This window comes from Ruegeria pomeroyi DSS-3, from assembly GCF_000011965.2.
Classification (GTDB): domain Bacteria; phylum Pseudomonadota; class Alphaproteobacteria; order Rhodobacterales; family Rhodobacteraceae; genus Ruegeria_B; species Ruegeria_B pomeroyi.
Genome location: NC_003911.12, coordinates 2,313,801 through 2,327,093, shown reverse-complemented (window position 1 = coordinate 2,327,093; position 13,293 = coordinate 2,313,801). Strand labels below are relative to the sequence as shown.

The 13,293-nt window shown below is 66.0% G+C and carries 12 protein-coding genes; 8 read left to right on the top strand and 4 right to left on the bottom strand.

Translation table 11 applies throughout. The annotated features are described in order from the left end of the window. Positions 1 to 62 precede the first annotated feature (62 nt). The 6 genes from SPO_RS11095 to SPO_RS22215 all read left to right on the top strand — a co-directional run bounded on the left by SPO_RS11095 (position 63) and on the right by SPO_RS22215 (position 6,680). Entirely contained in the window at positions 63 to 527 is a 465-nt protein-coding gene (locus SPO_RS11095; protein ID WP_011047910.1) for an Lrp/AsnC family transcriptional regulator, read from the top strand. 193 nt (positions 528 to 720) lie between these two features. Next, positions 721 to 1,140 carry a GNAT family N-acetyltransferase gene (locus SPO_RS11090; protein ID WP_011047909.1) on the top strand — a complete coding sequence of 140 codons (420 nt, stop codon included), beginning with the start codon at positions 721 to 723 and terminating at the stop codon, positions 1,138 to 1,140. Between the two features lie 257 nt (positions 1,141 to 1,397). Beyond that, positions 1,398 to 2,366: a TAXI family TRAP transporter solute-binding subunit gene (locus SPO_RS11085; protein ID WP_044028310.1), complete on the top strand. Its 969-nt coding sequence runs from the start codon at positions 1,398 to 1,400 to the stop codon at positions 2,364 to 2,366. Between the two features lie 123 nt (positions 2,367 to 2,489). Continuing rightward, positions 2,490 to 5,099 carry a TRAP transporter permease gene (locus tag SPO_RS11080; protein ID WP_011047907.1) on the top strand — a complete coding sequence of 870 codons (2,610 nt, stop codon included), beginning with the start codon at positions 2,490 to 2,492 and terminating at the stop codon, positions 5,097 to 5,099. Continuing rightward, positions 5,096 to 5,533 (top strand): universal stress protein, encoded by a 438-nt coding sequence (locus SPO_RS11075; protein ID WP_011047906.1) that lies wholly within the window; start codon positions 5,096 to 5,098, stop codon positions 5,531 to 5,533. Before SPO_RS11080 ends, SPO_RS11075 begins: the two co-directional genes overlap by 4 nt. A gap of 94 nt (positions 5,534 to 5,627) precedes the next feature. Continuing rightward, positions 5,628 to 6,680 carry a catalase family protein gene (locus SPO_RS22215; RefSeq protein WP_011047905.1) on the top strand — a complete coding sequence of 351 codons (1,053 nt, stop codon included), beginning with the start codon at positions 5,628 to 5,630 and terminating at the stop codon, positions 6,678 to 6,680. A 52-nt stretch (positions 6,681 to 6,732) separates the two neighbouring features. Here SPO_RS22215 and SPO_RS11065 read toward each other — a convergent pair whose 3' ends face one another. The 3 genes from SPO_RS11065 to SPO_RS11055 are packed head-to-tail and all read right to left on the bottom strand — an operon-like array spanning position 6,733 to position 10,827. Further along, complete coding sequence (locus tag SPO_RS11065; RefSeq protein ID WP_044028308.1) at positions 6,733 to 7,776, bottom strand: lipocalin-like domain-containing protein; 1,044 nt, start codon at positions 7,774 to 7,776, stop codon at positions 6,733 to 6,735. Then, entirely contained in the window at positions 7,766 to 10,180 is a 2,415-nt protein-coding gene (locus SPO_RS11060; protein ID WP_011047903.1) for an FtsX-like permease family protein, read from the bottom strand. The genes SPO_RS11065 and SPO_RS11060 overlap by 11 nt, the downstream gene beginning before the upstream one ends. Then, positions 10,177 to 10,827, bottom strand: a complete 651-nt coding sequence (locus SPO_RS11055) for an ABC transporter ATP-binding protein (RefSeq protein ID WP_044028306.1) — start codon at positions 10,825 to 10,827, stop codon at positions 10,177 to 10,179. The genes SPO_RS11060 and SPO_RS11055 overlap by 4 nt, the downstream gene beginning before the upstream one ends. A gap of 162 nt (positions 10,828 to 10,989) precedes the next feature. Here SPO_RS11055 and SPO_RS11050 point away from each other — a divergent pair, with 162 nt between their 5' ends. Continuing rightward, positions 10,990 to 11,295, top strand: coding sequence for a hypothetical protein (locus SPO_RS11050; RefSeq protein ID WP_011047901.1), 306 nt, complete (start codon positions 10,990 to 10,992; stop codon positions 11,293 to 11,295). Between the two features lie 96 nt (positions 11,296 to 11,391). Next, a complete protein-coding gene (locus tag SPO_RS11045) occupies positions 11,392 to 11,826 on the top strand; it encodes a potassium channel family protein (RefSeq protein WP_011047900.1) in 435 nt (144 codons plus the stop codon). A gap of 10 nt (positions 11,827 to 11,836) precedes the next feature. On the opposite strand, the gene cls is transcribed toward SPO_RS11045, so the two are convergent. Beyond that, positions 11,837 to 13,249, bottom strand: a complete 1,413-nt coding sequence (gene cls / locus SPO_RS11040; protein ID WP_011047899.1) for a cardiolipin synthase — start codon at positions 13,247 to 13,249, stop codon at positions 11,837 to 11,839. Positions 13,250 to 13,293: the final 44 nt, after the last annotated feature.

The window sequence follows — 13,293 nt, the reverse complement described above, 5'->3', positions numbered from 1 at the left end:
GGCGGGGATTCGTGATAGCCGGTCTTCCCATTGCCGCACGCCTAGCCGAAAGCCGGATTGCCATGCCCCAAACTCTGGACGATGCCGACCTGACCATCCTGAGAAGCCTGCAAGAGGATTGCCGGCTCGGCCTTGAGGAATTGGCCCATCGTTGCGCGCTGTCGGTGCCCTCGGTGCAGCGGCGGCTCAAGCGGCTGCGCGCGGATGGTCTGATCGAGAAGGAAATCGCGGTGCTCGACCCGGCGGGGTTCGAATGGAAGATGACCTTTGTGGTGATGGTCGAACTGGACCGGGAAACGCTGCAGCAGCTTGATCTGTTCCGCAAGCGGGCCAAGGCCGAACCGCAGGTGCAGCAATGCTATTACGTCACTGGCGAGGCAGATTTCATCCTGATCTGTACTGCCCGTGACATGCAGGATTTCGAGGCGCTGACCCACCGGTTGTTCTTTGAGAATTCCAATGTGCGCCGGTTCCGCACCTCGGTTTCGATGGAGCGGACCAAGGTTTCGCTGAGCCTGCCGATCTGAAGGGCGCCGTTTTCTTGCAAAGAAAACGGGACGGAAAACATATGTTTTCCGTCACCCAACCGAGAGGATGGGGATAAGGATGAAGGGGTCGCGTGTCGGCAGGGCAAAGGAGCAAACTGGCCTGCGCGCCATCGGCAATACGGGCACGCCCGTGCTCGGGGCACGGGCCGCCAGAACCAGGGGGTGATCGAGGATGCGGATCAGGCGCGCCAGACAGGAGGATATCGACGCGCTGATGGCGATCCGCGCGGGGGTGCGTGAAAACCGGCTTTCGGACCCGGCCCGGGTGGGGCGTGCAGACTATCAGGAATTCCTGACGCTTTCGACCCTCTGGCTGTGTGAGATCGGCGGAGAGGTGGCAGGGTTTGCCGCCTCTGATCCGCGAGACGGCAGTATCTGGGCGCTGTTCGTGGCCCCAGGGCATGAGGGCGCGGGATGTGGCCGGGCGCTGCTGGCGCGCGCCTGCGCCGACCTGCGCCTGGCCGGCTGGAGCGAGGCCTGGCTGACCACCGAGGCAGGGACCCGGGCCGAGCGGTTCTATCGCCGCAACGGCTGGCTGCCACAGGGAGTGACCGCTGACGGCGACCGCGTGTTCCGGCGCGCCTTGACGTGATCGGGTCAATGCAGCGTTTAGGGGAAAATCCTGCGGTTTGGATCAGATATGGCGATTTTCACCACCGTTTCTCGCCAGCGGGTTGACAAGTCCGGAACCCGGATGGAACCCTTGGCCCATCGGGAACGTGCCCCCATCCGTACCCTGCCGGTCTTGTAGTCATGTGGATTACGACCTAGGGGAGACAAGCGACAGAGGCGCCCCGAGTCTTTAGCTGGGCACCTGTGTCCGCTCAAAAATCTAACGGGAGTTTCAATATGAATCGGAACAGCAAGCTTGGTCTGGGCGCGTTGGTCACCGCGGCCTTTTTGGCGCCGGCGGCGATGGCCGAAGAGTTCATCACCATCGGCACCGGTGGTGTGACCGGCGTCTATTACCCGACCGGTGGCGCCGTCTGCCGTCTGGTGAACAAGGGGCGCAAGGAACATGGCGTGCGCTGTTCGGTCGAATCCACCGGCGGTTCGGTCTACAACATCAACACCATCCGCGAGGGCGAGCTGGAATTCGGCGTGGCCCAGTCGGACTGGCAGTATCACGCCTATAACGGCACCTCGAAATTCGAAGAGGCCGGCAAGTTCGAAAACCTGCGCGCCGTCTTCTCGATCCACCCCGAGCCCTTTACCGTGGTTGCCCGCGCCGATGCCGGCATCACAAGCTTTGACGATCTCAAGGGCAAGCGGGTGAACATCGGCAACCCCGGGTCGGGTCAGCGCGGCACCATGGACGTTGTGCTCGAGGCCAAGGGCTGGACCACCGGCGATTTCGCCCTGGCCAGCGAGCTGAAGGCGGCGGAACAGTCGGCCGCGCTGTGCGACAACCAGATCGACGCGATGATCTATACCGTCGGCCACCCGTCGGGCTCGATCCAGGAGGCCACCACCGCCTGTGATTCCGTGCTGGTGAACGTGGATGGCGAGGCCATCGACAAGCTGGTCGCCGACAACAGCTTCTACCGCAAGGCCACCATCCCCGGCGGCATGTATCGCGGCAATGACGGTGACACCACCACCTTTGGTGTCGGCGCCACGCTGGTGACTTCGGCCGATGTGTCCGAGGACGCGGTCTATGCGCTGGTCAAGGCGGTGTTCGACAATTTCGAAGACTTCAAGAAGCTGCACCCGGCCTTTGCCAACCTGACCGAAGCCGAGATGATCAAGGACGGCCTGTCGGCGCCGCTGCATTCGGGTGCCGAGAAATATTACCGCGAGCGCGGCTGGATCAACTGATCCGCGACGCGACGATCTCGGGCGGGGCGCGGTTGCGCGCCCCGCTCACTCCCGGCGGGGGCCGGGCAATGGATAATTGACGCCATCAGCCAAAGCAGCAGGGCGTGACAGGGAGAGTTTTTCATGACCTCTGAAATTCAGGGCAATCGACCGCTATCCGAAGAAGAGCTTCAGGATCTTGTCGCCTCGTCAGATGCGGGCGCACGCGATCCGGCCGGCAGTATCGGCCTGTTCTTGGCCATCGTTGCGGTGATATGGTCGGTGTTCCAGCTGATCCTGGCCTCGCCGCTGTCGAACATGCTTCTGCCCGGCAGTATCGTGAACAACTCGCGCCAGGTGCATCTGGCCTTTGCCCTGTTTCTGGCCTTTGCCGCCTATCCCGCGCTGAAATCCAGCCCGCGCGACCGCATTCCCGCCCAGGACTGGGTGATGGCGGTGCTGGGCGCTGGCATCGCGCTTTATGGCTATTTCTTCTATGACAAGCTGGTGAATTCGGGCGGTCTGGCCGACGACACCGACAAATGGGTCGCGCTGGTCGGTCTGATCCTGCTGTTCGAGGCCGCGCGCCGCGCGTTGGGGCCGGCCATGGCGATCATCGCCACCATTTTCCTGGCCTATGTGTTCTGGGGCGCCTCGGAATGGGTGCCCGAGGTGATCCGCTGGAAGGGCGCCAGCCTGAAAAAGGCGATGAGCCATATGTGGATCACCTCCGAGGGCGTGTTCGGCATCGCGCTGGGGGTCTCGACCAAGTTCGTCTTTCTCTTCGTGCTGTTCGGCGCGCTTTTGGACAAGGCGGGCGCGGGCAACTACTTCATCAAGATGGCGTTTGGCGCGCTGGGTCACCTGCGCGGCGGCCCGGCAAAGGCCGCTGTTGTCGGCTCGGCCGCGACCGGCCTGATCTCGGGCTCGTCCATCGCCAACGTGGTCACCACCGGCACCTTTACCATCCCGCTGATGAAGCGGGTGGGCTTTACCAGCGAACAGGCCGGCTCGGTCGAGGTGGCCAGCTCGGTCAACGGCCAGATCATGCCGCCGGTGATGGGGGCTGCGGCCTTTCTGATGGTGGAATATGTGGGCATCTCTTATGTCGAGGTGATCACCCATGCCTTCCTGCCCGCAGCGATCAGCTATATCGCGCTGATCTATATCGTGCATCTGGAGGCGGTGAAGCGGAACATGCCGACGCTGGGGAACCGCGAGGTGCATCTGATCCGCACCGTGGCCGGCATGCTCAGCTTCTTCTTGATCTTTGCCGGGCTGTGTTATGCGACCCAGTTCCCGGCGCAGGCGATTGCCGCGTGGGCGCCCAGCTCGGCCGGGCTGATCATGGGGCTGATCGTGACCGCAATCTATATCGTGCTGGTGCGGCTGGCCGCTCAGGTGCCCGATCTGGAACCCGACGACCCCAATGCCGAGGTGGTCGAACTGCCCGATATCGCCCAGATCTACAAGGCGGGGCTGCATTACCTGCTGCCTATCGTGGTGCTGGTCTATTTCCTGATGATCGAGCAGAAATCGCCGGGCCTGTCCGCCTTCTGGGCGACCGCGCTGCTGTTCGTGATCCTGCTGACCCAGAAACCGCTGAAATCGCTGTTCCGGGGCGAATCCGAGATGGCGACCAGCTTCATGTCCGGGGTCGCCGACCTGTGGCAGGGGCTGATCGACGGCGCCCGCAACATGATCGGTATCGCGCTGGCGACCGGTACGGCGGGCGTGATCGTCGGCACCGTGACCCTGACCGGGGTGGGCCAGGTGATGGCCGATCTGGTCGAGTTCCTGTCAGGCGGCAACCTGGTGCTGATGCTGGTGATGGTGGGTCTCTTGTCGCTGGTGCTGGGCATGGGCCTGCCGACCACTGCAAACTATATCGTGGTCAGCTCGCTGATGGCCGGTGTGGTGGTGCAGCTGGGCGCGCAATCGGGGCTGATCGTGCCGCTGATCGCGGTGCATCTCTTCGTCTTCTACTTCGGCATCATGGCGGATGTGACGCCACCGGTGGGGCTGGCCAGTTTCGCCGCCGCGGCGGTGTCGGGGGGCGATGCGATCAAGACCGGTTTCACCGCCTTCTTCTACAGCTTGCGCACCGTAGCGTTGCCCTTTGTGTTCATCTTCAACACCGACATGCTGCTGATCGACGTGGGCTGGGTGGGCGGCATACTGGTGGCCATATCCGCAACCATCGCGGTACTGGTCTTTACCGCCGGGACAATGGGCTTTTTCCTGACCCGCAGCCGCATCTATGAAAGCGTGGCGCTGATCCTGGTGGCCTTCGTGCTGTTCCGGCCCGACTATGTGATGAACCGGATCGCGCCACCGTTCGAGCTGTTCGAACCCGCGCGCCTGGAACAGGCGGTGGGCGATGCGGCGCCGGGCGACGTGCTGCGGGTCATCGTCTCGGGGCCTGATTTCGACAGTGGCGAGATGAAGGACCTGAGCCTGGAGCTGACCGTGGGCGACGAGTCCGACGGCGCCGCCCGGGTCGAGGCGATGGGCTTCCTGACGCTGGAAGAGGACGGGCTGATCAAGCTTGAAGAGCCGCTGTTTGGCACGCCGATCGCCGAGTCGTTGCAGGATTTCGACTTTTACGCTGACGAGGCGGTGCGCATTGTCACCGTCAAGGCCCCGGCCAATCAGCCGCCCAAGGAGCTGGTGTTCATTCCGGCGCTGCTGCTGCTTGGCCTTGTCGCCTTTCTCCAACGCGGCCGCGCCGCCAGACAGGGAGTCCCCGCATGAGCAGCTCTGTTCTTTGTGCCGTCGATATCAGCAATCCCGACAGCGACGCCCCGATCCTGAAACAGGCCGCGCGCCTGGCCGATCTGGACGGGGCGCGGCTGGACGTGGTGACCGTGCTGCCCGATTTCGGCGAGACCTGGGTCTCGGGTTTCTTCGAGGCGGGCCATCACGACAAGGCCGTCAAGGCCGCCCATGACAAGCTGGTGGCGCTGTGCGCCCAGGTCCTGGGGGCCGAGCGCAATGCCGATATCCGCCATGTGGTGGCCACCGGCACCGCCTATAAGGAAATCCTGAAAACCGCCCAAGGCGCGGGCAGCGATCTGATCGTGGTCGGCGCGCACAAGCCCGATCTGGCCGATTACCTGCTGGGTCCGAATGCCGCCCGCGTGGTGCGCCATGCGCCGGTCTCGGTCTATGTGGTGCGCGCGGGCTGACCCCGCCGGCCGCATCTGGATTTTTCAACCATCCGTGGTACCCTTCGCTGTCGGCAGGATTTTGCCGGCAGCTTTTTTTGAAGGGTAATTTGACATGACAGACATTCGCGCCGATCTGGGCGAGGCGCCGATCTTGGCCAATGAAGACGAGATCATCGCCGATATCATTCAAGCCAATCTCAAGATGATGGAGGTCGAGGAGAACGGGTTCAAATGGCGGGCCCAGCACCCCAAGGGTCATGGCGCCATCCCGGCCCGGTTCATCGTCGGCCCTGACGTGCCGCAGGCCTTTCGCGTGGGGCTGTTTGCCCAGCCCGGTGCCTATGATGCGCTGATCCGTTTTTCCAACGGCACCGAGCGGCGCGATGATCCGAAGGGCGGCGATGCCCATGGAATGGCGATCAAGCTTTTCGGCGTGCCCGGCGCCCGGGTCGAAGGGGCGGCGGATGCCAAGGGCACGCTCGATTTCGTGCTGGTCGATAACGAGACCTTTTTCGAGGGCGATCTGAACGAGTATTCCGCCTTCAACGATCTGGTCTCGGAAGTGCTGAATTTCAAACGCAACGGGGACGAGGCGCTTGCTGCAATTGTGAACGGCATCTACCTGAAATTCCTCAAGAAATATTTCAGTCACGATATCTATGCGGTGGCGCAGAAATTCGGCGATCAACTCCCGACCTCGCCGCTGCGCGCGATCTATTGGAGCACGACGCCGTTTCTGCATGGCGATATCGCGGTGAAACATCGCGCGGTGCCCGATCCGGTCCCCGCTCCGGGAGAACTCCGCGAGGGGGTCGAGGGCGCGGACGGGCTGACCGATCAGTTGCTTGACGGGTTGAACGGCAAGGCGGCGGCCTTTGATTTCTACATCCAACCGCAAGAGGACGTGGCCGCGCATCCAATCGAGGATCCGAACGTGAACTGGACCGAGAATGGCGCGGGCTGGGTGAAACTGGCGCGGATCGAGATTCCCGCGCTTGATCCCGGCGACGCGGCGGCGCGCGCGGCGCGGATCGCGGCCGGGGACAGGATGGCCTTCAACCCGTGGAACACGCTGCCCGAGCATCGCCCGCTGGGCGCGGTCAACCGGGTGCGCAACAAGGTCTACAAGGAACTGGCCCGCGCCCGCAACGCCGAAGGGGTATAGGCCGGAAAGCAGAAGGTCGCGCCCGTCCTGCATGTTCGGGCGCGACCCTGCCTCATTCGGCCCCATAGCCGGTCATCTCCAGATAACCACGCCCGGCATGGCTGCCGCTGACGCGGACCGGCCCCTCCCAATAGGCAAATGACGTTCCCATCCAGGCCTGCGGGTTCAGCGCCTCGACCGTCACGTCCAACCCCCGCGCCGGGATCGCCAGGCGCCAGCGCACCGGCACCTCGGGGCCTGCGCCGCTGGGGGCGCTTGCCAGTGGCTCGGCCTGAATGCTGCCATCGGGCAGGGCGGTTGCCTGCCCATCGGCGCCAATCCATGTTCCGGATGTGAAATCCGAGCTGCCGCGCAGGCGAAAGGCCATCACCCGGCTGCCATCGTCCAGCACCAGCGAGAACCAGTCCCAGCCGCTCTGATCCTCGGCCAGCGGTTGCGAGGACCATTCCCGGTCGATCCAGGCCTGGCCGGTCACCGACATCTCGCCCTCGGGCAGGGTCAGGTTGCCCGTGACCTGGAGAAACGGTTGCGAATAGTAATAGCTGGCCTGACCGGCGGCGGACTTGACCGAATACCCCCCCTCGCCATGCAGGACCAGCGGCCCCTTGGCGCGCATGGTCAGGTGATAGGCGAAATCGCTGCCCCCGGCGCGCAGCACCATGTCACCCCCCATATCGCCTGCCATCTCCCACTCGTCGATCCAGGCGCGAAAGGGGGCGGCCACCGCGCCCGCCTGACCGATGCCGCCGCGCGACAGCCGCTCGGCAAAGAGGTGGCTGTCGGGCGTGGTTACGGCGGCATGTCCCATCCACAGTTGCGGGCTGTTCCAGCCCGGTGCCTCGCCCGGTTTCAGGGCCGAGCGGAACAGGGTCCATTGCAGGCCATAATCGCGCCCGTCGGCACCGGTCAGCGTGGCGGTCAGATACCACCATTCGATGCGGAATTCGGGATGGGGCCCGTGATCGGTGGGAAAGGCGGGGCTGTGCCCGCGCTCTGGCACCGCAAAGCCATCCGCCTCGGTCCCCAGCCCGGCAAAACCCTGCGCCAGTGCCGTCCAGGGCCAGAGCAGCAGCAAGACAAGCAGCCTAACGTTCATTGGCAAAGACCCTCAGCAATTGGGCGGGCGGCAGGCGGTACAGGCGCAGCGCGGGCAGGGCGGCGGCCAGCGCGCCGGTGGCCAGCGCCAGCCCGATCAGCCGCAGCCAGTCGAGCGGGAACAGATACATCGGCAAGCGCCATCCAAAGGCGGCCACGTTGATCACTGCCAAGAGCAGCCAGGCCAGCACCAGCCCCAGCGGCAGCGCCAGCAATGCCGTCATCGCCGCCAGGGCCACCGCGCGCGCCAGTTCCAGCCGTGCCAGCCGTGCCCGGGTCAGCCCCAGCGCCCAGACCGGTGCCAGCTGCGGCAGTCGTTGTGTCCACAGCGTCAGCAGGCTGGTCAGGATGGCAAACCCCGCCACCCCCAGCGTCAGAATGTTGAGCGCGCCGGTTACCAGGAAGGTCTTTTCAAAGATCGCCCGCGAGCGCGCCTTGAGCGCCTCTTGGTGGATCACGGCGCCGGCGGGCAGGTCGAAGGTGGTGGCGATCTCATCGGCCAGTGCATCGGCCCGCTCAGACGCCAGATGAACGCCGAACCTTGTGTCGGGCGTGCCGGGATAGCGTTGCAGCAATTGCTTCAGCGCCACGATGGCCTGTCCGGTCGGATTGCCGTAATCGGAATAGACGGCGGCCACCGGCAGGGTCCAGCCGGGGGCCAGTTCGACCCTGTCACCGGGCCAGAGACCGTCGCGCCGCGCCATCTGTTCGTTGATCAGCGCCGCCTCGCCGCGCATCACCCGGTCCCAGTCCTGCGGGCTGCGCGCGATCAGCGGCCAGTGGGCGCGATAGCTGGGGTGATCGACGATGCCATAGATGAAAAGCGGCGTCCCGGCCTGCTGAACCTCGACCGAGCGGATCGGCAATACCGCATCGCTGCGCGGTTCCAGCCAGTCCGCCAGCGCGGCGCCCTGCGCGTCATCGCGGGCGGTGACATAAAGGGTCGAGGTCAGCCGCTGGTCGAGCCAGCCATCGAAGGTGAGGCGAAAGCTGGCCACCATGGTGCCGACGCCGATATTGGCGGCGAGCGCCAGCAGCAGCGCCATCAGTGCCAGTGACAGGCCCGGTAGCTGTGCCCGCATGTCCGACCACAGCCATTCGGCCACAGGGCCGCGCGCCCGCGCCCCGCCGAGCGCCAGCAGGGCCGACAGCACCGGCGGCAGCGCCAGCGCGGCGGCCATAAGCACCGCGCCCAACAGGACAAAACCGCCGATCAGCCCGCCGCTCACCGCAAAACCCGCCAGTCCGGTAAGCAACAGCGCCAGCGCCAGCAGCAGCTGGGTCGGCGCGCGCAGGCGCCCGCTGCCCCAGGCGCGCTGTCCGGGCGCGGCCAGGATCGGCAGGCGGGCCAGCCGCCACAAAGCCTGTGCGCTGGCCAGCAAGGTGCCCGCCACCGCCATGCCAAGGCCCGACAGCAGCCAGACCGGCCTGAGCTCCAGCACGCCCGAGACCGGCGCACCATAGAGCCCGCGCAGTGTTGCGGCCACATCCGGCAGCAGGGCGGCGGCCACCACATAGCCCAGCACCAGCCCCGCCGCACCGCCCAGCAGCGCGAGCAGGCACAGCTCGGCCAGCAAGAGCCGGGTCAACAGCCGCAGCGGCAGGCCCAGCGCCCGCAGGGTGCGGATAAGGCCGCGCCGCTGCTCGAACGCCAGCCCGACCGCGCCATGCACGATGAACAGGCCCACCACAAAAGAGAGCAACCCAAAGGCGGTGAGGTTGAGGTGGAAACTGACGGTCAGCCGCCCGATGTCCTGCGCCCCGGATGCGGGCTGGCGGATCAGCTCGGGCGCGATCTCGGCCAGAGGGGCACGGCGCAGCGGCTGCCCGGGCAGGACCAGCAGATGCGAGATCTGGCCAGGGCGGTCCAGCAGCGTCTCGGCGGTGCCGATATCGGTCAGCACCGTGTCGGGTGGCAAGGCGCTGGTCTCGACCACCGGCGGCAGGCCGGGTTCGCCCTGCAAGGCCAGCGCCAATGCGGGCGCGGCAAACAGGCGCCCGGGCGCGGTCAGTGCCTCGACCGGGGCGATTTCGGCGGCCGCCGCGCTTTCGGCGATGGCGGGCAGGTCGGGATAGGCCAAGAGGTCGATGCCGGTCACTGCAATCGCGCGCAAACCCAGACGCATCTCGCCCTCGAGCACGGCGGCCACCTGCCAGCCCGCCCGGCGCAGCACCAGATACTGCTCAAGCCCCATCGCCGCCCCATCGACGCGGCGCAGGCGGTCCAGCCCGCCAGCGCCGATCTGATCGGCGGCCCGGGCGTAAGAGGCGCGCGCCTCGGCATTGATCGCCTGCACCGCCGACCAGAGGCCGGTGGCCAGCGCCACCCCCAAGAGCAGCGTCACCAGTTGCACCGGATGGCGCCGCCAATGCGACCCCAGCGCCAGAAGCGCGGCGCCGATCACGCGGCCACCCGCCCGCCGGTCAGATGCGCGCGCCGGTCCAGCCGGGCGGCGATGGCCTGCGAATGGGTGACCAGCAGCAGCGCGGTGCCGCTGTCGCGCACCAGCTCCAGCATCAGATCCAGCACGGTGCCAGCGGCGGTCTCGTCCAGATTGCCGGTCGGCTCGTCCGCCAGCAGCAATTTCGGGCGCCCGGCCATGGCCCTGCCGATGGCGACCCGCTGTTGCTGCCCGCCCGAAAGCTGCTCGGGATAGCGCCCGGTCAGCTCGGTCAGGCCCAGCCGGGCGGTGATCTCGTCGATCCAGCCGCGATCCAGCCGCCCGGCCAGCCGCGCCTGAAAGGCCAGGTTTTGCGCCACGCTCAGCGCCGGGATCAGGTTGAACTGCTGGAATACCAGCGCCACGCGGTCGCGGCGCAGCGCCGCCCGGCCCGCATCGTCAAGCTGCGACAGCGCCACCCCGTCCAGCGTGATCTCGCCGCTGTCGAACCCGTCAAGCGCGCCGGTCAGGTTCAACAGCGTGCTCTTTCCGCTGCCGCTTTCGCCGGTCAGCGCCAGGCTCTGCCCCCGATCCAGCGTGATCGAGGCGCCGCGCAGTACCGGGCGCCCTCCCGGATAGGTCTTGCTCACGGTATCAACGGTCAGAAGCATGGCGCGCGGCCTCAGGGCGGTTATGGGGGCGGTTACGGGGCAGAGAATGGCCCGTCCACCGCCACTGTCCAGCCCCAAGCCGCGATTGCCCCCATTCGCCGCAGGGCAGCGATTGCAATTGCCGCGCCGGATGCCCATCTAGAAAGGGTCAGGAGCCGCTTCATGTTCAGATTGTCCATCCTTCTCATCGCTCTTTCTGCCGCGCCCGCGCTGGCGCAGGATCGTGCCGCCCTGTGCCACGAACGGGCACAGAAACAGGCGGGCATCCGCGACACCGAATGGTCCCAGGGGCGCACCACGCTGCGCATCGGCGGCTCGGTCGGGGTGGGGGTGTCGCGCTCGTCCGGGCCCGCGACCCAAGGCGCACCGGCCTATGCCGGTTCGGCCGCCTCGGAGCGGTTCGAGGAGAAGCGGCGCAAGAAGATCTATACCCGCACCTATAACGACTGCATGGCGCAGACGCGCTGAGCGTGACCCTGCGGCCTGAGCGCGCGGCGGGGTTGCACCTGCTGGCCTGCGCGGCCATCCTGCGCCCCAGGCGAACAGGGCAAAGGCGGGGCGGCGATGACACTCTTGCAACAGATCATGTGGGGCAGCCTGTATCTGGGCCTGTGTTTCGTGGTCGAGGTGCTGCTTCTGGTCTGGTGCACCCTGGTGATCGTGCATCTGTCGATCCGGCTGCGGCATCTGTCGCGCGCCATGCGCACGGCGGCGGTGATCAGTGTTTCGCTGGCCTTCATCGTGCTGGCCCATACTTTGCAGGTCTGGCTCTGGGCCGGGGTCTGGATCTGGAGCGACGTTCTGACCGACTGGAACGAGGCGCTGTATTTCTCGCTCGTCACCTATACCACGCTGGGCTATGGCGACATCGTGCTGGGGCCGGGGTTGCGCATCTTTGCGGCCTTTGCCGCAGTGGCGGGGCTGCTGGCCTTTGGCCTGTCAACCGCCTATCTGGTGGCACTGATGAGCCGGGTCTTCGAAGGCCGGCTGCCGCGCTAGCCTGCGCGGTTCACAGGATCGGCGCAAACAGCCGCGCCAGCGGCGCGCCGTAGCGGATGAATACCGGCTGTGCCGCCAGGCTGCGGGTCAGTTCGGTGCTGCTGGCAAAATCATGCTCCAGCATCGCCGTCACCTGACCGGCCACTGTCGCATCAAAGAACAGCGCCATCGCCTCGAAATTCAGGCGGAACGAGCGGTTGTCCAGATTGGTTGTGCCCACGGCGGCGATGGTGTCATCGACCACGAACACCTTTTGATGCAGGAACCCGTCGGTATAGCGCATCACGCGCACCCCGGCCTCGCGCACCTCGTCGAAATAGGCGAAAGCCGCCAGCCAGGGGATGGTGTGATCGGCCTCGTCGGGCACCAGCAGGCGCACATCGACCCCCCGCAGCGCGGCATGTTTCAGCGCCGCCAGAATGTCGAGATCGGGCACGAAATAGGGCGAGGCGATCCAGCAGCGGCGCTCGGCAGCGGTGATCGCGGCAAAGAACATCATGGCGCCGCTTTCGGTGCGGTCGCCGGGGCCGGTGGCGACGATCAGCGCATCGGCATCCTGCGGGTCGAGCCGGGTTTCCCAGCTGAGAAGATCGAGCAGATCCTCGCCCCGCGCCCAGTGCCAGTCCTCGGCAAAGACCAGCTGGAGCTGCAGCACAGAGGGGCCGGTGATCTGAACATGGGTGTCGCGCCAACGGCCCATCACCGGATCCTGACCCAGATATTCGACACCCACATTGTGGCCGCCGATGAACCCAGTCTGGCCGTCTACCACCACCGTCTTGCGGTGGTTGCGGTAATTGACCTGAAAGCGGGTATTGGGCCCGCGCTGCTTGCGCGGATTGGCGATGTCGATGCCTGCGGCGCGCAGATCCTCGATATAATTGTCCGAAAGGCCATAGCTGCCGATGGCGTCGGTAAGGAACCGCACCTTGACCCCGCGCTGCGCCGCCGCGATCAGACGGTCGCGCAGTTCCAGCCCCAGATCGTCGTCGCGCACGATATAGAACTGGATCAGCACATAGTGGCGCGCCGCGTCCAGGGCGGCGAACAGCGCGGCAAAGGTGGCCTCGCCATCGACCAGCAGCCGGGCGCCATTGCCCCGGCTGACCGCCATATGGGCGATCTTCTCGAAGGGGCGGGTGTTGACCATGACCCGATCGGGATCGGGGGCGGTGGCATCGGCATGGGCGCGCAGCCCGGCGACCACCCGTTCACTCTCGCGGCGCGCGATGCGATAGCCGTGAAACCGGTGATGCCCCAGAAACATGTAAAGCGGCACCGAGGCCCAGGGCAGGGTGAGCAGGAACACCACCCAGCCAACCGCGCCTTGCGGCGTGCGCGCGGTGCGTGCCGCCTGCACCGCGCAGACGATCGCCGCCCCGTAAAGGCAGAACACGATCAGCGAGAGTAGAGCGGCCCACATGTCAAAGCCTTAGCAGGCGCAAGGGCCGGGGCAAAGCCCCGCAG

Excerpts from the sequence above, each read along its gene's own strand:
- SPO_RS11095 (WP_011047910.1), top strand. The coding sequence starts at position 63 with ATGCCCCAAACTCTGGACGATGCCGACCTGACCATCCTGAGAAGCCTG.
- SPO_RS11090 (WP_011047909.1), top strand. The coding sequence starts at position 721 with ATGCGGATCAGGCGCGCCAGACAGGAGGATATCGACGCGCTGATGGCG.
- SPO_RS11085 (WP_044028310.1), top strand. The coding sequence starts at position 1,398 with ATGAATCGGAACAGCAAGCTTGGTCTGGGCGCGTTGGTCACCGCGGCC.
- SPO_RS11080 (WP_011047907.1), top strand. The coding sequence starts at position 2,490 with ATGACCTCTGAAATTCAGGGCAATCGACCGCTATCCGAAGAAGAGCTT.
- SPO_RS11075 (WP_011047906.1), top strand. The coding sequence starts at position 5,096 with ATGAGCAGCTCTGTTCTTTGTGCCGTCGATATCAGCAATCCCGACAGC.
- SPO_RS22215 (WP_011047905.1), top strand. The coding sequence starts at position 5,628 with ATGACAGACATTCGCGCCGATCTGGGCGAGGCGCCGATCTTGGCCAAT.
- SPO_RS11065 (WP_044028308.1), bottom strand. The coding sequence starts at position 7,776 with ATGAACGTTAGGCTGCTTGTCTTGCTGCTGCTCTGGCCCTGGACGGCA.
- SPO_RS11055 (WP_044028306.1), bottom strand. The coding sequence starts at position 10,827 with ATGCTTCTGACCGTTGATACCGTGAGCAAGACCTATCCGGGAGGGCGC.
- SPO_RS11050 (WP_011047901.1), top strand. The coding sequence starts at position 10,990 with ATGTTCAGATTGTCCATCCTTCTCATCGCTCTTTCTGCCGCGCCCGCG.
- SPO_RS11045 (WP_011047900.1), top strand. The coding sequence starts at position 11,392 with ATGACACTCTTGCAACAGATCATGTGGGGCAGCCTGTATCTGGGCCTG.
- cls (WP_011047899.1), bottom strand. The coding sequence starts at position 13,249 with ATGTGGGCCGCTCTACTCTCGCTGATCGTGTTCTGCCTTTACGGGGCG.